The following is a 25703-nucleotide window of genomic DNA, read 5'->3' on the forward strand; positions in this document are numbered from 1 at the left end:
TATTTCTATGCAATATTATCATTAATTTAATAGTCGTACAATCGGTAAAATCCCTATTATATACTTAGGGTTTTTCCCTAGTGTTTGCGCTGAAACCCCTAGAATCTTATAAGAAAAAAGTTAGATTACTTTTAATTTGGTTTTTAACATATTTATAATGAGATAAATAGATTCATCAACTTGTAAAACATGTTTTTTGAAATTTCGAGGTATTTAACTGAAAAAAGGCTTTTTCAATTCTTTCGAATGGAAAAAACCTTTAAATCGCTAATCAAAAAATTAACTTACTACTACACTGTAAACTTACAACTGAATCATTTATATCCCCCTTAAAAAGAGATAACTGGAAGCAATACATCGTTAGTTGGTTTAATTTTTAAGATAAGTGGTATAAATAAAAAAGCTCATTAAAATTTAATGAGCTTTTTATATATTTTGTAAACAATTTTTAATCCCTAATATTTCTATTTCTATAATCAGGCAATGTAGGATTATCAGGATCACTAAAATCATTTCTTGGATCTCCATCACCATTCGCGTCTTCATCTCTTGTAAAAACGGTATCGTTATCATCATCTATATCTAGAAAATCCACTGTTCTATCTTCATCGGTATCATCATTCCATGGTTTACCATCACCATCAACATCTTCATAAAAAGAAGGAACATTATCTCTATCGTGATCAGTATCTTTTATAAAATCGTATAGTTCAATATAGTACAACAATATTTTATTTGGAAGAGTACCTCCGTTTCTATACGATATACCAGAAGGTAAAATGAAAAAACCTTTTCCGCTATTTTCATAAGTTATAGGACCGTTGTTTGTTACATTATTTCCGTTTTTAAAATGTACCCAAGGATATCTCCACCCAGGAATAACGTTAACTTGATTAAACCATTGAGGGTTAATTAAATCTTGTTCGTTTTCAACTTCTGTAGAATTCGTTAATGTTCTAAGTCTATAAACTGGTAAAATAGAATCTATTACCGTTGGAAACCCTTTATCTACATTAGGTGTTCCTTCATTTTGAACGAAAACATAGTATGTATAATCTATATCGAATTCATTTACAGTTTTTGTTAATAACCTACTATCCTCAAATAAAGTAGTCTCACCATTTTCAATTGGCATAATAGAGTCTCGCTCTTCATTAAAATAATTGTTCTTTAAAAATTTGACGATTGAGTCACTATCTTTTATGGCCTGAGCTTCATGATCAAAGTCATCAACTGTTGTATTATTGCTATTACTACATGAATACAAAGTCACTCCAGAAATCAAAATGTATAAGAAATGCTTAAATTTTATCATTTAATACTAATAATTTTTATGCGCAATTTACCATTTTTATACCTTTGTAAAAAATTATTAATAAATTTTAAGATTCTTATATGAGAATAGACAAATATTTGTGGTGTATTAGGCTGTTTAAGACAAGAAGTATTGCTACAGATGCTTGCAAGAAAGGACATGTGAAAATTAATGAGAGTGCCATTAAACCGTCAAGAGAAGTTTATGGTAATGAGGAAATCTTGGTCAGAAAGAATCAAATTAATTATAAGATCAAGATATTGGATATACCTGCAAATAGAGTTGGAGCGAAGTTAGTAGACTTATATAGAAAAGACTTAACACCTAAAGAAGAGTTTGAACGTACCGAGCTGTTAAAATACTCGAAAGACTATTATAGAAAAAAAGGAACAGGAAGGCCCACCAAAAAAGATAGAAGAGATATTGATGGATATCACACCGATAATGAAGATTGATGGTACTTTATTTTGAATAAAAAAATTTCATAGATCATATGATTGCACAAAACAATATTATATTAAACAACATACAGATTGAGCAAAAAATAAAGAGAATTGCTTATCAAGTGTATGAAACAAATAACACAGAAAAAGAAATTGTAATTGCTGGTATTTCCAAAAATGGATACATTTTGGCTCAAAAGTTAGCAAAAGTATTCGCTGAAATCTCTCCAACTGAAATTATACTCTGCGAGGTTTTTATCGATAAAAAAAATCCAATAAATTCAGTTTCAACTTCAATTGAACAACATGAATATGAAAACAAGGCGCTTGTTTTAGTAGACGATGTTCTTAATTCAGGGACAACGCTTATTTATGCTATAAAGCACTTTTTAGACGTACCATTAAAAAAGTTTAAAACTGCAGTTTTAGTGGACAGGAATCATAAAAAATACCCAGTTAAAGCAGATTTTAAAGGAATATCACTTTCAACTTCTATAAAAGAGCATGTGAATGTTGAGTTTAAAAACGAACAAACAATAGCTTACTTAATTTAAAGTAAGCTATTTATTTCGTCTACAATAACCTCTCCTTCTTTGTTATCTATATGTACTGTATTAGATGCCGAACTATAGAAAGTGTTTCTTTCAAAAAGGTGTTTAGCTACAAACTCTAGCAAATCTTCATTCTTCAAACTAGCAACTAAGGGCCGTTTATCTTTTTCATCCCTTAATCTATTTACAATCGTGCTAATAGAAGCTTTGAGGTAAAAAGAAATAGTATTGTCAGCTTTGTCTATTATTTCCATATTATTCGCATAACAAGGTGTACCACCTCCTAACGATAATACATAATCGTCGCTATTAGTTAAAAGTTCCTTTAAATACTTATTTTCTATTGTACGAAAATATATTTCACCTTTACTATTAAAAATTTGAGGAATGGTTAAGTTTTCTTTTTCCTCTATATAATTATCTAAATCTATAAAAGGTAATTGCATGTTTTTAGCTAAAATTTTGCCAATGAATGACTTTCCACTTGCCATGTACCCTAAAAGAATTACTTTCATATTTGTTGAAAATTAAATGCTTACAAATATCAGTAAAAAAAACTTAAAAAAAGTTTTTGTAAATTCAAAAACCATTGTATATTTGCACCCGCAATCGCAGATATGCAAAAGCAAAAAATGACCGGGTAGCTCAGTTGGTAGAGCATCTCCCTTTTAAGGAGAGGGTCCTGGGTTCGAGCCCCAGCCCGGTCACAAAAAGTTAAGCTACTATGCTTAACTTTTTTCTTTTAAGCGCATATGGCGGAATTGGTAGACGCGCTGCCTTGAGGGGGCAGTATTCATTATGGATGTGGAAGTTCGAATCTTCTTATGCGCACAAACCGAGAGTTATTCCAAACTCTCGGTTTTTTTATATCCGTGTTTTTACTAGTACACTAAGGGTTTACCCTGATATGATATTTAGGGGTACTAGGTATTTTACACCCCGTTCTTTCGCTATATATTTGTATCAAATTATTCTCATAAAGTTATTTATGAAATAACTAAAACACAAAGCATACTACCTTAAAACTAAAACTCTTACATAACATTCGTTTGTTGGTAAGAGTTTTTTAATACAGTTGTTTTTCATAACTCCATAAAAGGAAACAAATTCAATAAATCATTTTTCAGTAACCCCATCTCCAAACCTTGTTATTCTCACTTTAAAAAACTCTTTTTTATATTATATTGACATTGAATGACTTCAGGGAAAACCATTAGAAGCTTAAGGATTCTCCCTAGGTTTTAAACTAGTAAAAATGAGTATTTTATTTAACTCATTCATCGTATATATTTGTAACATAGATACCCCCTACTGTTCTTTTAATTTTTAATTTTTAAAATTTCCAGCTATATGACATTTAATAGTTATTTAAAGAAGAAGGAGTTTGATAGTAAAATAAGTTTACTGGAAAATAATATCAAGAATTTTATATATGATAATGAGTATGAGATCGACTCGAAGCGAGTACGAAATTTTGTTGATTGGAATCATACTGTGAAAGATCAGAAAATAGTAAGAATGATCTATCCTAACGAACAATGTAGTAATGATTTAAAAAAAATAGTAAGAAATTTTATACAAACTGAATTCAACGGTTTCCATTAAAAAAGAGTTTCTACTTACTTTCTATTTGAATTATATTAACGAAAAAACCATCAAATCTAATTTGATGGTTTTTTATTTACCAATCTTTTCTAATATTCACAGATAATTAACTATATAAACTGGTTTAATTGCTATTTTCGCAGTATGCAAAATAAACACATACTTCTAACAGCTATGTTGTTCTTTAGCTTCATAGTATCTGCTCAAGGTAATAAAGGTGAAAAGTTAAAAGGACAAATTGTTGATAATGAAACCAAAAAACCGTTAAGTGCAGCCCACGTTTTAAACTTGAATACAGTTAATGGAACGATTACTAACGAAAAAGGTTTGTTTGAGTTAGTAGCCAAGGCGAATGATACTGTATTAGTATCTTTTTTGGGATATTCTTCTATTAAGGTAAAAGTGACTAATGACCTTTTAAAAGGAAATGAGGTAGAGATTTCATTATCAGAAAAACCTGAAGAGATTAAAGAAATTGTTATTAAATCTACCAAGTTAATAGGCGTTTTAGAAGTAGATGTGAAACAGGTTCCTAAAGACAGATTCACAAGAATTCACATTAATGGGTTGCCTCAAACTTATGAAGTAGGAAGACCTCAAAAAATTAGTTCTCCAATAGCTAAACTCTTAAACCCTGTAGATTTGGTTTATAATTTGTTCGGAAAAAAACCAAAACAGTTAAAGAAACTTCAGAAATTAAAAAAAGAAGATGATTTAAGAAAAATGCTGGCAGGTAAGTTTGATAGAGAGGTTATGATGGAGTACCTCCAAATGGATCGAGCTGAATTACATACGTTATTAGCGGATTGTGATTACTCGGAGTATTTCATAAAAAAAGCAAGTGATTTGCAACTTATCGAAGCCGTATTAAATTGTTATGAAAATTACAAAGCAATTAAGAAAGGTAAGATTGATAGAAATAGGATAAACATAGATAATAAGTAGGAAAGCAATAATCCCTAGCACAAAAAAAGCAGTAAAATTTACTGCTTTTTTTGTGCTTTTATTTGAAGGAAAAGAACTAAATTTACACCTTTTTAAAACACACACAAACACAACTAATAATGATTCATTTCTTTGGGAACGTAAATAGCAAGGTTTTTGCTGTGCAAACAACAGAAGAATTAACTGCTCAAACTATTTCGAAACTTACTTGGTTATTCGGAAACCAATCTAAAATAAACCTGGCGTCACTTGACGCCTTTTTTGTTGGTCCAAGAGCAGCTATGATTACTCCTTGGAGTACTAATGCCGTAGAAATTACTCAAAATATGGGGATTTCTGGAATTGTTAGAATTGAAGAATTTGAAACAGTTACTGAAGATTATTCTGAATTTGATCCAATGATTTCACAAAAATTCAACGGATTAAATCAAGAAATTTTCACCATTAATATTGAACCGGAATCAATTTTAGATATTGAAAACATTGCCGCTTATAACGAGCAAGAAGGTTTGGCATTAAATGATGAAGAGATTTCTTATTTAGAAGAAGTATCAACCAAAATTGGAAGAAAGTTAACAGATTCTGAAGTGTTTGGTTTTTCTCAGGTAAATTCAGAGCATTGTCGTCATAAGATTTTTAACGGAACTTTTGTTATTGATGGTGAGGAGCAACCTACTTCACTATTTAAATTGATTAAGGAAACATCGAAACAAAACCCTAATGGTATTGTTTCTGCGTACAAAGACAATGTAGCCTTTATTGAAGGTCCAAAAGTAGAGCAATTTGCTCCAAAAAGTGCAGATGTTCCTGAGTATTATGATACAAAAGATTTTGAGTCTGTAATTTCTTTAAAAGCAGAAACACATAATTTCCCTACTACTGTAGAGCCTTTTAATGGCGCAGCTACTGGTTCTGGAGGAGAAATAAGAGATAGACTTGCAGGAGGTAAAGGTTCACTTCCCTTAGCTGGTACAGCTGTATACATGACTTCTTACTCTCGTTTAGAAGAGAATCGTCCTTGGGAAAAAGGGATGAATGAACGCAAGTGGTTATATCAAACGCCTATGGATATTTTGATTAAAGCATCAAATGGGGCTTCTGACTTTGGAAATAAGTTCGGTCAACCATTAATTTGTGGGTCTATATTAACCTTTGAACATGAAGAGGATGCTCGAAAGTTAGGGTTTGATAAAGTGATCATGCAAGCTGGAGGTATCGGGTATGGTAAGAAGGAACAAGCGATAAAAGATACTCCAAAAGAAGGAGATAAAATTGTAATTCTTGGTGGTGAAAACTACAGAATTGGTATGGGAGGAGCAGCAGTTTCTTCAGCTGATACTGGGAAATTTTCAACAGGAATTGAATTAAATGCCGTGCAACGATCAAACCCTGAAATGCAAAAGCGTGCCGCAAATGCAGTTAGAGGAATGGTAGAAAGTGAAGATAATTTTATCGTTTCTATACATGATCATGGAGCTGGTGGACATTTAAATTGTCTATCAGAATTGGTTGAAGATACAGGTGGTAAAATCGATTTGGATCAACTTCCTGTTGGCGATCCTACTTTATCCGATAAAGAAATAATAGGTAACGAATCTCAAGAAAGAATGGGATTGGTAATTGCTGATAAACATATTGATACTTTAAATAAAATTGCAGAACGTGAGCGTTCTCCGATGTATACAGTAGGAGATGTAACTGGTGATCATAGATTTACTTTTGAATCTAATTCTAAAGGTAACAAACCTATGGATTTAGCACTTGAAGATATGTTTGGGAGTTCTCCTAAAACAATAATGACAGATTCTTCTGTAACTAGAAACTATAAAGAACTAGCTTATAGTACAGAAAACTTCCGTGATTACTTATCTCAAGTACTTCAATTAGAAGCTGTAGCTTGTAAAGATTGGTTAACGAATAAAGTTGACCGTTGTGTTGGTGGGAAAGTAGCAAAACAACAATGTGTTGGAACTTTACAAATTCCTTTGAATAATGTTGGAGTAATGGCTTTGGATTATAAAGGAAAAGAAGGTGTTGCTACTACGATTGGGCACTCCCCTATTTCTGGATTAATTGATCCCGAAGCGGGAAGTAAGAATTCTATAGCCGAAGCATTAACAAATATCGTATGGGCTCCATTAAAAGATGGTTTAAACTCTGTTTCTCTATCAGCCAACTGGATGTGGCCTTGTAGAAATGAAGGAGAAGATGCTCGTTTATATAAAGCGGTTAAAGCTGTTTCTGAATTTTCTATCGGTTTAGGTATCAATGTTCCTACTGGTAAAGATTCATTGTCTATGAAGCAGAAATATCCTAACGAAGAAGTAATTTCTCCAGGTACTGTGGTAATTTCGGCAGCAGCGAATTGTAATGATATAACAAAAGTTGTAGAACCAGTATTTCAAGTAAATAAAGGCGATATTTATTATATTAATCTTTCTCAAGATGAATTCAAATTAGGAGGAAGTTCATTTGCACAAGTTGTAAATAGAATAGGAAATCAAACACCTACTATTAAGGATACAGCTAGCTTTAAAACTACTTTCAACGTTCTACAACAATTAATTAGAGATGAAAAAATAGTAGCAGGACATGATATAGCTTCAGGAGGTTTAATAACCACTTTACTTGAACTTTGTTTTGCAGATGTAAACATAGGTGCAAACATTGATCTATCTTCTCTTAATGAAATTGATAGTGTTAAAGTTTTATTTGCGGAAAACTCTGGAATAGTTTTCCAAAGTACTGATGATACTGTTGAGGCTATCTTTTCTAAAAATAATATAGAATTTTTCAAAATAGGATCGGTTACTGAATCTGATCGTTTAAATATTAAAAACAACTCAGACGTTTTTGCTTTACCAGTTTCTGAATTAAGAGATACTTGGTATAAAACCTCATTTTTATTAGATAGCAAACAAACTGCTAATGATTTAGCAAAAGAACGTTATGATAACTATAAAAAACAACCTTTAAAATATAAGTTTCCAGCCAATTTCACTGGAAAATTAGCCGATGCCGTAGGAGCTGTTTCTAACAGACCAAAAGCGGCAATCATAAGAGAAAAAGGATCGAATTCTGAGAGAGAAATGGCGAATGCAATGTATTTAGCCGGTTTTGATGTTAAAGATGTTCACATGACTGATTTAATTTCGGGGCGCGAAACTCTTGAAGATATTCAATTCATCGGTGCTGTCGGAGGTTTTTCTAACTCCGATGTGCTAGGTTCTGCGAAAGGTTGGGCTGGTGCATTTTTATACAATGAAAAAGCTAATACTGCTCTGAAAAAATTCTTCGAAAGAGAAGATACTTTATCAGTGGGTATTTGTAATGGATGTCAATTATGGATGGAATTAGAATTAATAAATCCTAACCATAAAGTTCATGGTAAAATGCTTCACAACGCTTCTAAAAAACATGAAAGTTCTTTTACATCTGTAAAAATTCAAGAAAACAACTCTATAATGTTATCTAGTTTAGCAGGAAGTGAACTTGGTGTATGGATATCTCATGGAGAAGGAAGATTCAATTTACCTGAAACTGAAGATAGGTATAATATTGTAGCTAAGTATGGTTATGAAGGATATCCTAACAACCCTAATGGTTCTGATTATAACACAGCAATGATGTGTGATGACACTGGACGTCATCTAGTTACAATGCCACATATAGAACGTTCTACTTTTCAATGGAACTGGGCCAATTACCCCGACTCTAGGAAAGACGAAGTATCTCCATGGATAGAAGCCTTTGTAAATGCTAGAAAATGGATAGAAGATTTAAAATAATTTTATGAACAATTATTAGGAAGTATCATAAAAAAACCTTTACATTTGTAGATTGATAATATTAGTCTATTTTAGAAGGGTTTTAGATTAATAATATTTTCAGAATAAGGCACGGTTTTCCGTGCCTTATTAATTTTATAGACTATTCTATGAAACAAGCACTAATTTCTTTCTATTCCATTTCTCACTCTTTTTAATTTACTTATATTCATTGTTTTAACATTATGATGAATACCTCTAACCAAACCGCGCTACGAACATTAAAAGACTTACAAAGTCCTAAAGGAAACATACTTATAGGACATATAAGAGAGTTTAAAAAAAAGGACATCCACCTTATTCTAGAAAAATGGGCTAAGGAAGTCGGTAAAATCTATACAGTCAAGTTCGGCCCTGCCAGAATTTTAGTTTCTGCGGATAATGATTTTAATAATCAAATACTTAAGCAACGTCCAGACAACTTTAGACGCCTTTCAGCAATAAATGAGGTTTTCGTTGAAATGGGACTTCATACTGTATTTAATGCTGAAGGAGAGCACTGGAAAAAACAAAGAAAAGTTGTTAATGAATCGTTGAATGTGAAAAGAGTGAAGAGCTACTACCCTATTATCAGGGAGAAAAATAAGCATTTAATTCATAAAATATCTTCTTATGCTGAAAGTAATCAATCCATTGAAATACTTAAAGATTTTGTTGCTTTTACAATTGACGTCACCACTGAAATAGCATTTGGTTATAAGTTAAATACCATAAACAATCAAAAAGATCGATTTCAAAATCACCTCGAATTAATTTTTCCTAAAATCAATGATCGGATAACAGCTACCTTTCCTTTATGGCGCTATTTCCCTTCAAAAGAAGATAAAAAATTAGTGTCTTCATTAGAAAAAATTAAGCTTATTGTAAATGGGTTTATCCAAGAGGCTAAAATTAAATTTGAAAACGATTCTTCTTTAAAAAATAATCCCGCTAATTTTTTACAAGCAATGCTAGTTGAGAGTAAAAAGGAAGAAAGTGTTTTTGATGATAATGTTTTATACGGAAACGTTATAGCCATGCTTATTGCAGGTGAAGATACAACATCAAATACGTTAGCTTGGACACTTTTTCACTTATCACAGAGCCCTGAATTTATTAAGAAAATAAGACAGGAAGCAATTGAGTCTTATTCTTCCAATGTTCCAGAGAATTACGAACAAATTTCTTTATTGAAACATGCGAATGCCGCGGTACAAGAAGCTATTAGACTAAGCCCTACAACTCCTGTATTGATTTTTCAAGCTAATAAAGATGTAATAGTTGACAATCTTTCTATCCCTAAAAACACTACGATTATCTTACAAAATGGTTATGAACCTAAAACAAAAGATAATTTTTCGGAACCAGAAATTTTTAACCCAAATAGATGGATTTCATCATTATGTCCCTACCAAAATCATACACCAAAATCTATAAAAGCATTTGGTGGAGGTGCCAGATTATGCCCAGGGATGCATTTATCAATTATTGAAATGACTTCAGTAATATCTGGAATATGTAAAAATTTTGAAATTACTTTAAAAGGCGAACCGAAAGATATTAAGGAAAATTTTGCCTTCACGATGAGTCCTGAAAACTTAAAATTAATATTTAAAAAAATTGGGAGCTAGTAAATTACTAACTACCAATTTTTCTTAGATTAATTTCTAATCTTATTTCTTGTTATAATTGCCTTCAATTTTTGCTTCACATCCTTTCCAACATCATAAATCATTTGCTCATTACTAGGAAAAGGTACAGCTCTTAAAGTTAATAAATTAATGAAGTTTTTCTCCAAAGCCCTTCTATCTCCATCAGAAGTAGCATATGTATGTTCAAAAATAAATTCACTCTGTAGCGGGAAGGACTCCAGTAATTGTTTACTAACGTTATCAAAATACCTTACTTGGCCAACCACCTGAACAGATTTAGATTGTGTAAATCTGTAAAAATTACATCGGGCTTTGATAAATTTATCTACTTTTATTTTATTACCTAAACTATCTTTTACTTGGTTTCCTTTACTATCTAAAAGGTATTTAAAACCATCCTTGATTTGTCTTTCTTTCACAAATTCTTTTTCATAAATATGCTCTGGAGATATAATAATATCCCTAAACAATAACTCTAATGTAAAATCATAATTTAATCGTGGTTGTTTTTCATTATGGTATACCGTCCAAAAGTCATTTAAATGATTGGCCTCAAAATTTAATAGATCATCTTCCAGTCTCACAGGAATTACCTTATCTGTTTTGTTTTCAAGAGAAACAAATACAAAGTCAGTTCCAATTTGATGACATTCATTCATCAAATCTCTTACATTTTTGTAGTTCGGATTAATTTTATCAATATAAGCAAAGTCCTTATATGCTAACCTGTAATCTTGCTTATTTCTTGATTCAAACACAGTTTTAGCCTTAACGTATAAATGCTCCGAAAGATCATTTTTCGCTGCGATAATATCCTCATTATAATTATTAAAATTAAAAATAGCATTTCTACCTGTAGAAATAAGTTTTAATGGTAATAAGGGTTGAATTTTCTCTTGTCTTCTTTTAAGCCTATTGTAAATCTCAAAAATTTCTTCTAAATTTTCTGGATTACTATCTCTTTTTAAAAAGTCGATTTTTGAAAGATCTCTTGAAGTTGCTTTCACAAAAGCATCTCGTAACATAACGACATACGGCTGGTTTTTCTCTTTAAATTTATTACTTACCAACTTTTTAACTGATAACTTTATCGCCTCATCATAGTTTCCTTTATTAATAGCCTCTTGTGTGGATTTTACGCTACTACAAGCATACCCCCATAAACAAACCACCATTAATAGTACAGTTTTTCTCATAAAATAGTATAGTTTCGTTTTTTTTGGTACATTCAAAAAAGATACCAAACTTTAATCATTTGACAAAACTATACTATTTTAAATTTACTTTCCACATTAGATTTAAATATTATATCAATGATATCAGTATTTATTCCTTAGTGCATAAATATTTTGTTATTAGAATGGCTGATTACACTTTTCATGCTCAGTCTTTACATTACTTTACTTATTGTAGATTCTCCAATAACAATTCCTTTTTTTAAACTAGCCTCTCCTTTGTATAAAATTTTGGCCTCTCCGTAAGAGGTTACTTTTACTTTTTCAGAAGCGTTTACTTGATACGTTCCATCACCATAAGCTGTAACTTTAGTTTCCTTTGAAACAACATCATAAGCCATTACTTTACTAGCCCCATAAGCAGTGATTTTCTGTCTATTTATACTCCCTTTCATTAGTTTAAGATAACTTTCTCCGTAAATTGTAACCCCTAGTTTATCTAAATCTACTTCGTTTATGGTTACTTCTGAATCTCCATAAATACGAAGCTTACAATTTTGTTGCTTTAAAGGAGTTTCGAATGTAATTTTTTCCTCACCTCTTACAGAAAACACTTCTACGTCGGTATATGTTATTGTTAAAACTACTACTCTGTTTTTATATAATGGAGTTTTTCTGCTATACCCTTCATGTTGTGTTTTCTTACTTTTTGTATACGTTTTAGCTCCTTCTAAATATACTTGAAGTGTTCCGTTTTTTATCTCGTACTTGAACTTTTCTCTTGATACATTTATATCGTCTATTACAATACTTGAGTTATTTCCTTTTTTAAACACAACTTCTATATGCGGACTTACAATAATTTTATCAAAATTTGTGGTAAGATTTATATTTTCCTGAGCCGACATTAATGAGCTTATGAATAAAAATAGTCCCAAAAAAGAGGTTACTTTAAGTTTCATCTGTTTTAATTTTTAATGGTTGATATAAAAAAGACTATTTCTTTTTTAATTTGTGACACCATCTTTTATAGTTACTCAAACTTTAAGTATTTGATTAAATTAACCTTAGTCGCTAAATAGGCCTTAATTCCTACAACGCTAAATACTAAAAGTGTTAAGATTATTGGAGTAATTATATAAGGTGTAAATGGCATATCGATACGATACACGAAGTTTTCTAACCAGTTTTGCATGAAATAGTAACTTAGTGGAATTAGAACAATAGTAGCATAAATAGCTATTTTCAAAAACACCTTTATCAACTGAAACATGATCTCTTGCACTGAAGCTCCTAAAGTTTTACGAATAGCTACCTCTTTTAAACGTTGCTGTATGGTTAAGGTAGCTAATGCAAAGAGTCCTAACAATGAAATTAAAATAACGATTATCGTTAAAATTGTTAATAAAGTCTTCTGCTTTTGATACTTATTAAATGATTTTTGGAAGTTTTTATCCAAAAATTCATGTGTAAATGGATAATCTTGTTCAATGTTTAATTTCCAATACTTTTGAACAAATTTAACGGTCTCTTGAATATTCTCAGGCTTAATTTTAAGTTGAATATTATAAAAATTGTATTGTTTCATCCAATTAAAAGTATTCCAGTGAAAAAAGAACGTTGGAGGTATTTCTCTTTGTAAACCAAATACATGATAATCCTTTACCATACCTACTACATTAAACTTATTATTATCTTCGGGCGATAGGTATCCAACTTCTATTTTCTTACCTATTGGGTCATTATAAATTCCCAATCCTTTTGCCATTGTTTCGTTGACAAGGATGTTTCTAATAGTGTCTGAAGCAAACTTTTCCTGTAAACCTCTTCCTTTTATGATATCTATTTTTACCATATCAAGGTAATTAAAGTCTATAGCATTCCCATTAGAGTTCACTAATTTTTCTTTGTAATTCGTGTTTGTGGAATTTGAATACCCTCCATTTGGGACAAAGAAATTACTAGTAACCTTTGTAATATTAGGGTGTTTTATCAACTCTTTTTTCGCTACTAAATACTTATTATATCTCTCTAATCTCGAATCATTCATATGAACCATTAATACTTGTTCACCAGAAAACCCTAAATCTTTTTCAGTCATATAATTTACCTGTTTGTAAATTATAATTGATGCAGTAAGAAAAAAGCCAGAAATTAGGAATTGAAGACCAAGCATAACATTCCTACCTATTATTCCTCTTTTACTTCTAGCGACATTTCCTTTTAGAACTTCAGAAGATTTAAATCTAGATAATTTAAAAGCGGGAATGTATCCTACAATCAATGATAATACTATGGTAGTTAAAAATAATTTAACAATAACTCCTATTTCGTCAATTAGAATAATTTCCTTATTCATAAAATCATTAAAAGAAGGAAGAACTAATTCAACTATTACCAGCGATAAAATAAAAGCTATTATTCCTTGAAATAATATTTCAGCGGTATATTGAACAATTAGAGAAAACTTAGATATTCCCAATGTTTTTTTAATGCCAACCTCCTTTGCTCTTTGTTCTGCTGATGCAATTGAAAGATTAATAAAATTCACACATGAAATAATTAGAAGTAATACCCCCAGTGACAACAAGATAATAATAAGCTCATAATTTCCCTTTCCTTCCGGACCTCCATCTTCTGTGTATGCTTTCAATCGAATATCCTCAAAGCTTTCTAATAAAATTTTCGTGCCATACTTTTCTTGCCATTCTTCTGCAGTAATTCCATCTTGTTCCGCTTCACGTAGTACCTGATTAACATGCCAAACTTGATTCATTTTCTCTTGAAGATCTTCTGCATTACTACCTTTCGTGGTTTTTACCAAGAGCCCATGAGAATAATTTCCCCAGTGTCCTTCAGGAGCATCATTAAATTGAATAACCAAATCAGGTTCCATATAATGTTTACCTTCAATTTTAAATACTGTAGTAATAATAAACGTCCTTTCATCAAAACTTAGGCTTTTTCCAATGGCTGAAACTGAACCAAAATATTGTTTAGCCAAAGTTTCAGATATGGCTACGTTATTTCTTGTTTCTTTAAACTTATCAACGGATCCCTTAAGAATATCAAAAGGAAAGAACTCAAAAAAAGAAGCTTCTCCGCGTATTATTTTGTTCGTATAATACTTCTTGTTTCCTAGATCAACCAATTTCGAGCTATACCAAGAATCGCTCATATAAGTTTCTATTACCTCGGGGATATCATTTTTATAGGCAACACCTTCTACAGTGGTACTAGTTGTCCATATATCTCCATGTGACATATTATGAACTACTCTATAAATTTCTTTTTTCTCTAAATTTTCTTTGTTATACGTTTTTTCATCATTGAAATAAAGCAGTACCAAAACAAGCACCCCTAAACTTAATGTTAAACCAGAGATATTTACGATTCCATTTAACCAATTTTTCTTTTGGTTTCTGAAAAATATTTTAAACCATGTTTGAAACATAATTATTCAAATTTTAAATGCTTTATTAAATCTATTTTTGTTGCCTTAAAAGCTTTGAATCCGACTACAGTGAATACCAGAATTAACAGAATAATAGGCGTTAACAAATAAGGCCAAATTGGCATATTTATTCTATAAACAAAATTGTTTAACCAACTTTGCATAAAGTAATATGCAGTTGGAATTAATACAGCTGATGCTAATAGAGTGATCTTAAGAAATATCTTAACCAACTGAATCATAATATTATTAGCTGAAGCACCTAAAGTTTTCCTTATCGCAACTTCTTTTAATCTTTGTTGTATTGTTAAGGTGGCAAGAGCAAATAATCCTAATAAAGCAATCGTGATTACAATAATTGAAAGAATTAGAAACATCGCTTGCTCTTTTCGATACTTTTTATAAGTTTTAGCAAATTTTTTATCTAAAAACTCGTAAGTAAATGGGTATTTAGTATCAATATTAGTTTTCCAAAATGTTTCAATTTCACTAATTGTTACATCAATATTTTCTGGTTTTATTTTAAATTGAATTGCTGGAATCCATTGTTTAGCAAACTCAAAGTTTTCCCATAAAGTGAAGAACATAGGACTAATTTTTGTATCGAATCCATCAAAATGATAGTCTTTGACCATTCCTATTACTTCTAAAGAAGGTGCATCGTCTTGAAGCCAGCCCAATCTTACTTTTTCTCCAATTGGCTTTTTATAAATACCTAGTTGCTTAGCCGCCGTTTCATTAATTATTATTCTATTAATACTATCAGAAGCTATATTTTTAGAAAAACTTCTACCCTTTAAAACTTTCAACTTTGCAAATTTTATATAGTCATAATCCACCAAATTTGATGCACAGTTGAATTGCTTTTCATTAATCGGATGTCTTAATGCGGTTCCATTAACGAAACCTTCTCCAGGAACAAACATACTTGCTGTAATCGCAATGATATTCGATTGTTTCTCTAATATTTCTTTGGTTAATTTATATTTATCATACTCGTTTCCTATACTATAAAGATCTACAGCTATTACTTGTGATTTATCAAACCCCAAATCTTTCTCCATCATGTACGAAACTTGGGTACTAACAATTAAAATGCTAATTATGAAAAAACCAGAAATTAGAAATTGTACGCCTAACATTAAATTTCTAGCCAAATTTCCCTTTTTACTTTTCGAAATATTCCCCTTTAACACCTCAATTGATTTGAAATTTGATAAATATAAAGCTGGAATTGCTCCTATTAAAAGTGAAGTACCTAGTACAACTAAGAATAATATCGATAGTGATTTAAAATGTAAAATTGAAATTTTAGTTTGCATGAAATCATTAAAGAATGGAAGTGCTAATTCAACAATGATCAAGGCAAAAAGAAAAGAGACCAATCCTTGCAGAACAATTTCAAATACATACTGAAATAGTAAACTCTTCTTAGTAAACCCTAAGGTTTTCTTCACTCCTACTTCTTTAGCCCTTTGATTGCCTGAAGCTAGAGATAAATTAATAAAATTAACACAAGAAATGATTATTAATAAAATGGATAATCCTAAAAGTATCATTATTAACTGGTAATTTCCAGTTCCACTCGGACCAGCTCTTTTAGCAGTATTATGAAGGTATATGGTGCTTAATTTATCTAGTAAAATTGTTGGTATTCCAAATTTTTCATTAAACTCTTCAATGCTTACCCCTTCTTCTTCAGCAAACCTTCTATACACATTGACTATAATTTGTTCCATTTTTTCTTTTACAGAAGCTAAATCAGAACCTTCAGGGATTTTACAAAATAGTTCATTATTATGATTCCCCCAATGTACTGCAAATGGCGTTTCGAATTGCATCAATAAATCAGGTTCATAATGAGAGTTTTTAGGAACTTCATAAACACAAGCTACGAAATAACTTTTCCCATTAATTTTTACTGAATTCCCTACGGCATCATCATCCTTAAAAATACGCTTTGAATAGACCTCAGAAATGGCAATATTATTTCTCGTTTCACTAAATTTATTGACGGAGCCTTGAAGAATTTTAAACGGAAAAAACTCAAAAAAAATCGGCTCTGTAGTTATTGTTTTACTATTAAATTCTGAAACATCATTGTATTGAATGACTCTACTTCTATAAAAGGGTTTGACCATTAAAGCCTCTTTTATCTCTGGTATTTCTTTCGGGTACGTTAAATACATACCTGGATTCACCGTAAACCACACCTCTCCACTTTGTGCTTGTTTTATATTAACTCTATAAATAGTGTTTTTATCTGGGTTCCATTGATTATAGCTTTTTTCTTCATTTAAGTAAAGAATCACTAAGAGTAAGGCCGAAAACCCTAAAGTAAGCCCAGATATATTTACCACTCCATTCAACCAATTTTTCTTTTGGTTCCTGAAAAATATTTTAAACCATGTTTGAAACATATATCATTATTTCTTTATTATGTTAACCATTGGTAGATAACTACAGATAAATTTTCAGTAGTTTCTTCCAAGGTATTTGGATTAATTTTCTTGTATTTTTTCTCGATATGCTTCGAGGATTATTCAATAAGACCCTATTGATTCTGTACTAATACATCAATTTTATGTTCGTTAACTTTTTGCGAAATAATTTCTCCATCCTTTAAAGTAATAATGCGTGAAGAAAAATTAGCATCATATGATGAGTGAGTAACCATGATTATAGTAGCACCACTTCCATGCAATTCTGTAAGTAATTCCATAACATCATTACCACTTTTACTATCTAAATTTCCCGTAGGTTCATCTGCTAAAATAATTTTAGGATTTGTAACCAGTGCTCTTGCTACCGCCACACGTTGCTGCTGGCCTCCCGACAATTGTAATGGAAAATGTTTCGCGCGGTGTGAAATCCCCATTCTATCAAGAATTTCATTCACTCTGTTTTTTCTTTCAGATGATTTAACTTTGTTATAAATTAAAGGCAATTCCACATTTTCAAACACCGTTAATTCATCAATTAAATTAAAATTTTGAAATATAAACCCAATGTTCGCTTTTCTTAAACCAGCACGTTGCTTTTCACTAAATTTTGATACCTCTATACCATCAAAAAGATAGCTTCCATCATTAGGTGCATCCAGTAATCCTATGATGTTTAACAAGGTAGATTTCCCACATCCAGAGGCCCCCATAATTGAGACAAACTCCCCTTTTTCAACTTCTAAAGACAACTTATTTAAAGCAGTTGTTTCAATCTCTTCTGTTCTATATACTTTTACTAAGTCTGTTATTTTAATCATAATTATATTGTGTTTCGTTTGTTAATTTAATTCCAAGTTGAAGAAAAATTACCAGAGGCATTTTCTCCACTTAGTTTGATTCTATATACTTTTTTAGGATCTATTGATATCGTTTTTTTAATGGACTCAATACTGCTTAATGCTATCTTACATATTTGATTTTCCTTTTGATCCATTAGGTAAAAATACGCCTTGCCTTTTTCTATTTTCGATTGAATTACTATGGTTATTTTATTTTGATTTTTTAAAGGAAGTTGCTGCTCTGTATTCCCGTAAAAGTCAGTAAAATTAATCTTATATTCATTCTGGTTCATTTTCATTTTCCAATTTTTAACTTGTATTCCGTTGAAATTTGATTTCGAACACCCCAGAAAACTCAAAATCAGTATAAAAACAGATACTCCTTTTAATGCTTTCATTATGTTGTTTAGTTTTTACTTGTTTTAAAATCAATTAAAAATGGTTTCAACGGAATTCCCGTAGCCATCCTAAAGTTGTTAGAAATTAAAATTTGGTAATGTCTTTCGGGTTTTAATTTTACTGGAATTGTCCAAGATTCATTTTCACTTCCCCATTTTCTTCCGACTAAGGTTCCCTCAGGAAAAGCTTGCTTTCCTAATTTTCCAAAATCAACACCCGTATGATAACCGTTCAAAGGTTCAGAAAACTCTATTGTGATTTCGGTTATTGCAGGATTTACATTTACCGAATGATTCTCGAATTGATTTATACGAGTTACCTTAGGTCGTTTTCTCTCGAAATTCTCATACAGCTTTTCCAAGGTATCTGAAAAAACATCAGTACCATCGACAAAAGACTCAATATCCTTTTCATTATTAAAATCTAATTCAATCAGTTGTTGTATAGCCACTTTTTTGTTTTTAGAACTATTGTAAAAATTTTCACACATTTGGTAACCAACATAATACCCTAAATCACGTACATTGAATTCATTTAATCTAGCTTCTCCCCATAACCATTTATTTTCGTTTACTGAATAAAACATTTCCTCTTCGAATTTTTTCAGTACTTTTTTCATGTTTTTCTTTCCATATGCTATAGCTGGCACTGCCGATACGCCTCCCATAGCTTTTACTGACACAAATTCCGCAACACCTTCATAAATAGCAAGTGATAATATGTTATGAACCATTGCTTTTTGTTGAGTATGAACATATTCATGTACATTCAATAAAACCAAATCATTTATAGGGTTTGAGTTAAAATACTTTCTTCGAGCACTCTGTATTTCTTCAGGAAATTCCGTAGATACTGTATTCTTATCTGTCATTGCAAATTCACTACCAATCAATACTAAACTGTCTAAAGTGGTTCCTGATGTTCTAAATGCCCCGATGATAAAAAATATTTTGGCCGGTTTTAAATCTGGATATATATTCTTTAACTTTTGTATTCCTTCTTCTAAATCTGAACTCAACTGATTTGCTTTCAAAGTATTCTTTCTAATCGACGACCAGAATAACGGATAATTATTGATAGAATTAATATAATCTGTAGCTTTATAATTCCTTACAAATCTAATTGCTTTCAATCCTTCCGTCCCTTTCTTGAAATATAAACTATCAAGATATTTGTATTGAAGAGTAGAATCTTTAGTCGCTGTTATGTTATCATAAGCATTCCAAAAATTATCTATATCTGAAGTTATGATATTGCCTCTTTTTTGACAACCTGATATCATTACTATTAATAGTATAAATAATAATTTAATGATATGATTAAAAGAGTTTTTTAACTTGAGTATCATGATTTCATTTATGATTTTTAATGGTTTCACTTTAATTCAATTAGCTTTTGATATTTACTTCTTCAACATCTTTAAAATCATCATAACCAGAAGTTATCACTCTATCTCCTTCTTTTAAACCACTTATTATTTCGTAATAAAAAGGGTTTTCTCTTCCTAATTTTATATTCCTTTTAACAGCCGTGTTGTCAGAATTTAACACAAAAATCCATTGCCCATTAGTTTCATGAAAAAACTGTCCTTTTGGTAATAAAACGGCATCACTATTATTGGATAAAAACACCTTACTCTTTAAAGTCATTCCTCTTTTAATATCAGTAGACAAAGAATCACTTTGAAATAATAATTCTATCATAAATCTACCGTTAACTACTTCAGAATAAATTTTATGTAACTCTATATTATGACTTTGACCATTTGCCATAACAGTTCCTTTAATATCCTCTTGTAATTTCGAAATATAATATTCATCAACATTGGCCACTAGCTTATAACCATCAAGAACATCAATTTTCCCAACAGATTCTCCTTGATTATAATTTTGTCCAAGTACAGGATTGAAAGAAGACAACAGTCCATTTACAGGAGCCTTTACAACAAAATTCTCTTTGTTTTTTCTTAATAAATCCAAACTTTTTTGCATGTTACCAATGGACGTATTTATACGTGATAATTGTGTTGTACGATTCCTTTTCTCTTCGGTAACACTTTTTTTGATTACATCACTTCTCTTATTTTGAAAAGTAAATTCTTGTGCCGACTTTTCGAAATCATTTTTGGCTACTACTCCTTTATTGTATAAGGTGGTATCAAGTGTATATTGTCTTTTAGCATTTCTATAATCGTTTTCAATACTAATCAATTGTTGGTCTAAGTTTAATTGTTGATTGGTTATACTTACTCGAATATTTCTTAAGTTATTTATTTGTTCAACAATAGCCGTTTCTTGAGTCAAGTAATTTAATTCAGCATTTGGGTTATATACTTTTAATAAAGGAGTTCCTTTTTTTACTTGTTGTCCGCTTTCCACAAATATTTCCGAAACCGAACCACCTTGAATAACATTTACTAAGACTGATGTTTTAGGTTCAACTGTGCTATTAAACAAAACTACATCTTCGAATTCTCCTTTTTTTACCTTATTAATTATTAAAGAGTCTTTATCAATTTTAACTTGTTTCTTTCTTGTGAGATTCATCAAAGTGAGTCCCACAATTAAAATAATAGGAATACCAATGAGTAGCATTTTTTTTAATTTGTTATTTTTAGGTTTAATTAGTTTGTCCATTTTTATCCTGTTTGACAATAGTAAAGCTACAAACATGCCAAGAAAAAAATCCATATGTAATCTACTAAAAAACAATAGGTTATAGTTTAATTTCAAAACCAGAGTGTTCATAAATGAACATTTTTTTGTTCATATTCAAACAAAACCTTATTTATGTAGTATGAGAAAAAAAGAAGCTTCTATACTCATTGTTGACGACGACGACGATATTTTATTTTCTGCCAGAATTAGTCTGAAGAAATATTTTACTGAAATTATTACAAGTAATAACCCAAAAAAAATAGGAAATCATTTAAGTAATTCCACAATTGATGTGGTTTTACTCGACATGAATTATCGCGTTGGTTTTGAAGATGGTAAAGAAGGACTTTATTGGTTAAAGTATATTAAAGAAGTAAGTCCTGAAACTACAGTAATATTAATGACCGCTTTTGGTTCCGTAAACTTAGCCGTAGATGCTATTAAGCAAGGAGCTTCTGATTTTATTTTAAAACCCTGGAACACTGAAAAACTTTATGGTGTAGTAAATGTTGGTGTTGAACTGGCAAGATCTAAAAGAAAAACAGTTCAATTAGAAACTGTTCAAAACCAAGACAATTTAGATTTTCATAAAAAAGCTGGACATATTATAGGGAACTCTGCACCAATGGAATCTGCTATTCGCTTAGTAAAAAAAGTAGCTCCTACCGATGCCAACATTCTAATTTTAGGAGAAAATGGAACTGGTAAATATGTTTTTGCTAAGGAGATTCATTTAGAATCTCTTAGAAAAAACGCTCCTTTTATTCATGTTGATTTAGGAGCATTGAATGAGAATTTATTTGAAAGTGAATTATTTGGTTACGCTAAAGGAGCTTTTACGGACGCTCATAAGGATACAATTGGTAGGTTTGAACTAGCCAAAGGAGGCACCATATTTTTAGATGAAATAGGAAACCTTCCTCTTCATTTACAATCAAAACTCTTGACAGTAATTCAGAACAGAAAAATTACCCGATTAGGAGAAGGAAAAGAAAGAGAAATAGATGCTAGAATTATTTGTGCAACCAATGCTCCTATTCATGATATGGTTGATAAACAAACATTCAGGCAAGATTTATTGTTTAGAATTAATACAATTGAATTAAATCTTCCTCCACTACGGGAAAGGCAAGATGATATACTATTGTTGGCCAATTATTTTTTGAAAAAATTAAATAATAAGTACAGAAAGAGTATTCAAGGGTTTTCAAATGAGGCCATTAATGGATTGAAAAATTACTCTTGGCCTGGAAATATTAGAGAAGTTGAGCATATTGTTGAAAGAGCTGTAATTATAACGGATGAAAACATTATTCAATTATATGATTTACATTTTTCTGGAAAAAAAATAGATAGCTCATTAGGCAATAACCTAAACATTGAAGAAACGGAGAAACTACTGATAAAGAAAGCTTTACAAAAGCATCAGGGCAATATTTCCAGAGCTGCTAAAGATTTAGGTTTAACCAGAGCAGCGCTATATAGACGCTTAGAAAAACATCAGTTATAATGGGAAAACCTTTATACGTACAAATAATTATACGAATTACATTCCTTATTATTAATGGTGTTATTATATATCACTTTTTTAGCACTGGTTATGTTATTAATGGAATAGGCTTTTCTTTAATTTTGCTTTTTCAAATTTTCCTATTTATTGATTATATGAAGAAAATACTGGGGGATATTGAAAAATCAATCGACTGTTTACTCTTTGAAGATTATACCAATACGATATCTACTCATAAAAGAAAAAACTCTTTGTATCATAAAACAGGGTTACTTTTAGAAAAAAATAGAAAGAAAAGTTTACAAAATAGTTCTGAAAGATTGATTTTCACTAATATTATTGACAGTCTACCTTTTGGTATGTTAATATTGAGAAAAAATTTTCATGGATTTACGGAAGTATTTCAACTAAATCACGCCTTTGTTAATTTTTTGGATATACCAAAGTACTATCGTTGGGAGTTACTTAAAGAAAAAATAGGTCCACTTTTAGAGTTTATTGAAGAATGGAGAGAGGTAAAACACACTCTCAACATTAGCGTAAATGAAAAAAAAGAAACTTTTTTTCTAAAAACATCCCTCACACGAACCAATGAACACGAGTACTTAATCGTTTCATTGGAAACAATACAACAATTAATTGATAAAAAGGAAAAGGAGTCTTGGTATAAGTTAATGAATGTAATGTCACATGAAATAATTAATACGATTACTCCTATAAGTAGTTTAGCAGAAAATTTAGATTCTCTTATTCAATTAGATAATTCTGAAGAAACTTTTGATGAATTATCACAGGGGCTAAACATTATAAAGCGTAGATCGCAAGACTTAACAACTTTTGTGGATAACTATCGTAAACTCGCAGAATTGCCTATACCCAAAAAAATAAAATTAAATCTGCCTGAGTTGATTAGAGAAGTGTTGGTATTATTCAATTCTGAATTTGAGCAAAAGAATATTACTATATTGTTTGACAATTTTGAGGATGTTTACGTTCACGGAGACAAAAATCAAATAGAACAGGTAGTTATAAATTTGATATCCAATGCTATTTACGCTGTTCACAATTGTAAACAACCTCAAATAGAAGTACTTCTTGAACAAAATGAGAAAAGAACTTTTTTGTTTATAAAAGATAATGGAATTGGGGTTTCAGAAGAGATTAAGGATCTAATATTTGTACCTTATTACACTACTCGTAAAGAAGGGGCCGGAATAGGGCTAACATTGAGTAAAAGTATCATAGAAGCACATAATGGTACGATACGATTTAAGTCTAATGAGAAAATTACAGAGTTTCAGGTAATTTTTACATAGTTTACAAATGTAACATACCTCCATATTCATTTACTGCGAACTAACAAGCATACTCGACTCTTTTATTCTGCTTAACTAGTGTATTGTGAGTATTTATAGAAGCTTATATGTCATAATTAAAGATAAAACTCTTTGTATTATAGGATATTAGCATTACTCGCTTAAATTCGTTTATAAGTCGCTCAAACATGCACTAAAAGACCAAATACAAGTCCTTTATATGAGGAAAAAGAGAGGTAAACATGATCCTGTAAAATTAATACTAAAAGAATGGGATAAGTTATGAAGTGTTTATCTTATTATCCCTTTAATCCTATTACGTCTACAATTGTAAACCATTCATACCGATATTATAATCAATCAATCTGTTGTTACAGATGTAAACCTTTTTAAAACATCTAATTACCTACTAATTATAAATTTACTCTATACACAACAACTAACTTACTCTTTTTTAGATATTTAAGTGTATTTACTTTAAGTTTTACTGTAATATAATTACCTATTCAATAGCTTATTACATTTATTTGCCCATATTAAACCTTTTGTTTACATTTGTGTATTAAGTAAATATATTACAATTGTGAATAGATTGAATTTTTTGAACCGTATCAAAGAAGTAATTAAGTATTACAGTTTAACATCGTCAACTTTTGCGGAAAGTATTAGTGTTCCGAAATCAAGTATTTCCCATTTAATGTCTGGAAGGAATAAACCCAGCTTAGATTTTGTTTTAAAAATTATAGATAAATTTCCAGAAGTTGACCTCTATTGGTTGTTGAATGGTGAAGGTAGCTTCCCAAAAAATAACATCATTGAAGAAACCATTCCTGAAATAGAACATACAGATATTACTGATCCAGTAAAAAAAGAAGAAATCCAGCCTCAAAAAGTACAGGATACACCTACTCTTTTTTCAGGTTCTACTGCTAATAATAACGTTGAGACCGACAAAGAAGATTATATTCAATCAAAAAAAACGAAGAAATTGGTTAAAGTTATACTTCTTTATAATGATGGAAGCTTTGATGAATTCAATAAATAGAATATACTTCCATAGTACTCCTAATTATTTTTCAATTAAAAATTTCGCTGTATTATTTATTTTCAAAAGGCACTATTTAATATGATTATCTATAATAGATAATACATTGCAAGCCTCAATCTTAACTGGTTTTGTTTTCCCGTAATAATCACTACTCTTTGGTATTATATGATTCATTATGACTTAAGCATAATGATTTAATCTAGAATTTTAGACAAATTATCCCGTTTTTTTGTTATCAGAGGACTAAAATTGGTTGATTTTAAAAATTCGATGTAAAAACACGAACCCTATAAATTATACATATACTAAACAAACACCTATTCAAACTAAAATAACTACAATAAAAACCCTTTTAAATTTACAGTTCAGTATTTTTTGAGTAATTCTATTTTAAATAATCTATTTACCAAAAGACTCAAAATTGAATATAATACACAATGATCCATCTTGCTTCGAAATACGCGATTCTCAGAGAGGTATAATTACTACCAAATTTACGTAGTTTCTAAATAAGTTAAACTCCTCATAGTTTCACTATATATTA

General features: G+C 30.4%; 19 protein-coding genes and 2 tRNA genes. 11 read left to right on the plus strand and 10 right to left on the minus strand.

Annotation, left to right across the window (positions count from 1 at the left end; genetic code table 11):
• Window positions 1-448: 448 nt before the first annotated feature.
• Entirely contained in the window at window positions 449-1315 is an 867-nt protein-coding gene (locus BLW23_RS04535) for an FKBP-type peptidyl-prolyl cis-trans isomerase (RefSeq protein ID WP_093668037.1), read from the minus strand.
• Between the two features lie 80 nt (window positions 1316-1395).
• Between BLW23_RS04535 and BLW23_RS04540 the strand changes: the two genes are divergently transcribed.
• Entirely contained in the window at window positions 1396-1770 is a 375-nt protein-coding gene (locus BLW23_RS04540; protein WP_093668038.1) for an RNA-binding S4 domain-containing protein, read from the plus strand.
• Between the two features lie 38 nt (window positions 1771-1808).
• On the plus strand, window positions 1809-2312 hold the full coding sequence (locus tag BLW23_RS04545; RefSeq protein ID WP_093668039.1) for a phosphoribosyltransferase domain-containing protein: 504 nt from the start codon (window positions 1809-1811) through the stop codon (window positions 2310-2312).
• Here the strand turns inward: BLW23_RS04545 and BLW23_RS04550 are convergent.
• A complete protein-coding gene (locus BLW23_RS04550) occupies window positions 2309-2824 on the minus strand; it encodes a shikimate kinase (protein ID WP_093668040.1) in 516 nt (171 codons plus the stop codon). The two genes, BLW23_RS04545 and BLW23_RS04550, sit on opposite strands and share 4 nt — an antisense overlap.
• Window positions 2825-2943: 119 nt before the next feature.
• Here BLW23_RS04550 and BLW23_RS04555 point away from each other — a divergent pair.
• From BLW23_RS04555 to BLW23_RS04580, 6 genes are all read left to right on the plus strand, one after another.
• Window positions 2944-3016, plus strand: a tRNA-Lys gene (locus BLW23_RS04555).
• A gap of 39 nt (window positions 3017-3055) precedes the next feature.
• Window positions 3056-3140, plus strand: a tRNA-Leu gene (locus BLW23_RS04560).
• Window positions 3141-3659: 519 nt separating this feature from the next.
• Window positions 3660-3914, plus strand: a complete 255-nt coding sequence (locus BLW23_RS04565; RefSeq protein WP_093668041.1) for a hypothetical protein — start codon at window positions 3660-3662, stop codon at window positions 3912-3914.
• A gap of 144 nt (window positions 3915-4058) precedes the next feature.
• Window positions 4059-4859 (plus strand): carboxypeptidase-like regulatory domain-containing protein, encoded by an 801-nt coding sequence (locus BLW23_RS04570; protein WP_093668042.1) that lies wholly within the window; start codon window positions 4059-4061, stop codon window positions 4857-4859.
• Between the two features lie 119 nt (window positions 4860-4978).
• The gene (gene purL / locus BLW23_RS04575) at window positions 4979-8647 is read left to right on the plus strand and encodes a phosphoribosylformylglycinamidine synthase (protein WP_093668043.1); all 3669 of its coding nucleotides are present in this window, start codon (window positions 4979-4981) and stop codon (window positions 8645-8647) included.
• A gap of 224 nt (window positions 8648-8871) precedes the next feature.
• Window positions 8872-10296, plus strand: a complete 1425-nt coding sequence (locus BLW23_RS04580; protein WP_093668044.1) for a cytochrome P450 — start codon at window positions 8872-8874, stop codon at window positions 10294-10296.
• A 29-nt stretch (window positions 10297-10325) separates the two neighbouring features.
• On the opposite strand, the gene BLW23_RS04585 is transcribed toward BLW23_RS04580, so the two are convergent.
• The 8 genes from BLW23_RS04585 to BLW23_RS04620 all read right to left on the minus strand — a co-directional run bounded on the left by BLW23_RS04585 (window position 10326) and on the right by BLW23_RS04620 (window position 21264).
• Entirely contained in the window at window positions 10326-11513 is a 1188-nt protein-coding gene (locus tag BLW23_RS04585) for a hypothetical protein (protein WP_093668045.1), read from the minus strand.
• 194 nt (window positions 11514-11707) lie between these two features.
• Window positions 11708-12454: a head GIN domain-containing protein gene (locus BLW23_RS04590; protein ID WP_093668046.1), complete on the minus strand. Its 747-nt coding sequence runs from the start codon at window positions 12452-12454 to the stop codon at window positions 11708-11710.
• Window positions 12455-12525: 71 nt separating this feature from the next.
• Window positions 12526-14946: an ABC transporter permease gene (locus BLW23_RS04595; protein ID WP_093668047.1), complete on the minus strand. Its 2421-nt coding sequence runs from the start codon at window positions 14944-14946 to the stop codon at window positions 12526-12528.
• A 2-nt stretch (window positions 14947-14948) separates the two neighbouring features.
• Window positions 14949-17366, minus strand: coding sequence for an ABC transporter permease (locus BLW23_RS04600; RefSeq protein WP_093668048.1), 2418 nt, complete (start codon window positions 17364-17366; stop codon window positions 14949-14951).
• A 134-nt stretch (window positions 17367-17500) separates the two neighbouring features.
• Window positions 17501-18208, minus strand: a complete 708-nt coding sequence (locus BLW23_RS04605) for an ABC transporter ATP-binding protein (protein WP_093668049.1) — start codon at window positions 18206-18208, stop codon at window positions 17501-17503.
• A gap of 26 nt (window positions 18209-18234) precedes the next feature.
• Entirely contained in the window at window positions 18235-18627 is a 393-nt protein-coding gene (locus BLW23_RS04610; protein WP_093668050.1) for a hypothetical protein, read from the minus strand.
• Window positions 18628-18635: 8 nt separating this feature from the next.
• Entirely contained in the window at window positions 18636-19976 is a 1341-nt protein-coding gene (locus BLW23_RS04615) for a gliding motility protein GldB-related protein (protein ID WP_143032111.1), read from the minus strand.
• 40 nt (window positions 19977-20016) lie between these two features.
• Window positions 20017-21264: an efflux RND transporter periplasmic adaptor subunit gene (locus tag BLW23_RS04620; protein ID WP_093668052.1), complete on the minus strand. Its 1248-nt coding sequence runs from the start codon at window positions 21262-21264 to the stop codon at window positions 20017-20019.
• A 160-nt stretch (window positions 21265-21424) separates the two neighbouring features.
• Here BLW23_RS04620 and BLW23_RS04625 point away from each other — a divergent pair, with 160 nt between their 5' ends.
• The 3 genes from BLW23_RS04625 to BLW23_RS04635 all read left to right on the plus strand — a co-directional run bounded on the left by BLW23_RS04625 (window position 21425) and on the right by BLW23_RS04635 (window position 25156).
• Window positions 21425-22795 (plus strand): sigma-54-dependent transcriptional regulator, encoded by a 1371-nt coding sequence (locus BLW23_RS04625; protein WP_093668053.1) that lies wholly within the window; start codon window positions 21425-21427, stop codon window positions 22793-22795.
• Complete coding sequence (locus BLW23_RS04630) at window positions 22795-24111, plus strand: sensor histidine kinase (RefSeq protein ID WP_093668054.1); 1317 nt, start codon at window positions 22795-22797, stop codon at window positions 24109-24111. Before BLW23_RS04625 ends, BLW23_RS04630 begins: the two co-directional genes overlap by 1 nt.
• A 583-nt stretch (window positions 24112-24694) precedes the next feature.
• Window positions 24695-25156 carry a helix-turn-helix domain-containing protein gene (locus tag BLW23_RS04635; protein WP_255362734.1) on the plus strand — a complete coding sequence of 154 codons (462 nt, stop codon included), beginning with the start codon at window positions 24695-24697 and terminating at the stop codon, window positions 25154-25156.
• Window positions 25157-25703 lie beyond the last annotated feature (547 nt).

This window comes from Tenacibaculum sp. MAR_2009_124 (assembly GCF_900105455.1).
Lineage (GTDB): Bacteria > Bacteroidota > Bacteroidia > Flavobacteriales > Flavobacteriaceae > Polaribacter.

Bases quoted from the DNA above. Each gene is read 5' to 3' on its own strand.
- BLW23_RS04535 (WP_093668037.1), bottom strand. From the start codon at position 1,315: ATGATAAAATTTAAGCATTTCTTATACATTTTGATTTCTGGAGTGACT.
- BLW23_RS04540 (WP_093668038.1), top strand. From the start codon at position 1,396: ATGAGAATAGACAAATATTTGTGGTGTATTAGGCTGTTTAAGACAAGA.
- BLW23_RS04545 (WP_093668039.1), top strand. From the start codon at position 1,809: ATGATTGCACAAAACAATATTATATTAAACAACATACAGATTGAGCAA.
- BLW23_RS04550 (WP_093668040.1), bottom strand. From the start codon at position 2,824: ATGAAAGTAATTCTTTTAGGGTACATGGCAAGTGGAAAGTCATTCATT.
- BLW23_RS04565 (WP_093668041.1), top strand. From the start codon at position 3,660: ATGACATTTAATAGTTATTTAAAGAAGAAGGAGTTTGATAGTAAAATA.
- BLW23_RS04570 (WP_093668042.1), top strand. From the start codon at position 4,059: ATGCAAAATAAACACATACTTCTAACAGCTATGTTGTTCTTTAGCTTC.
- purL (WP_093668043.1), top strand. From the start codon at position 4,979: ATGATTCATTTCTTTGGGAACGTAAATAGCAAGGTTTTTGCTGTGCAA.
- BLW23_RS04580 (WP_093668044.1), top strand. From the start codon at position 8,872: ATGATGAATACCTCTAACCAAACCGCGCTACGAACATTAAAAGACTTA.
- BLW23_RS04585 (WP_093668045.1), bottom strand. From the start codon at position 11,513: ATGAGAAAAACTGTACTATTAATGGTGGTTTGTTTATGGGGGTATGCT.
- BLW23_RS04590 (WP_093668046.1), bottom strand. From the start codon at position 12,454: ATGAAACTTAAAGTAACCTCTTTTTTGGGACTATTTTTATTCATAAGC.
- BLW23_RS04595 (WP_093668047.1), bottom strand. From the start codon at position 14,946: ATGTTTCAAACATGGTTTAAAATATTTTTCAGAAACCAAAAGAAAAAT.
- BLW23_RS04600 (WP_093668048.1), bottom strand. From the start codon at position 17,366: ATGTTTCAAACATGGTTTAAAATATTTTTCAGGAACCAAAAGAAAAAT.
- BLW23_RS04605 (WP_093668049.1), bottom strand. From the start codon at position 18,208: ATGATTAAAATAACAGACTTAGTAAAAGTATATAGAACAGAAGAGATT.
- BLW23_RS04610 (WP_093668050.1), bottom strand. From the start codon at position 18,627: ATGAAAGCATTAAAAGGAGTATCTGTTTTTATACTGATTTTGAGTTTT.
- BLW23_RS04615 (WP_143032111.1), bottom strand. From the start codon at position 19,976: ATGATACTCAAGTTAAAAAACTCTTTTAATCATATCATTAAATTATTA.
- BLW23_RS04620 (WP_093668052.1), bottom strand. From the start codon at position 21,264: ATGGACAAACTAATTAAACCTAAAAATAACAAATTAAAAAAAATGCTA.
- BLW23_RS04625 (WP_093668053.1), top strand. From the start codon at position 21,425: ATGAGAAAAAAAGAAGCTTCTATACTCATTGTTGACGACGACGACGAT.
- BLW23_RS04630 (WP_093668054.1), top strand. From the start codon at position 22,795: ATGGGAAAACCTTTATACGTACAAATAATTATACGAATTACATTCCTT.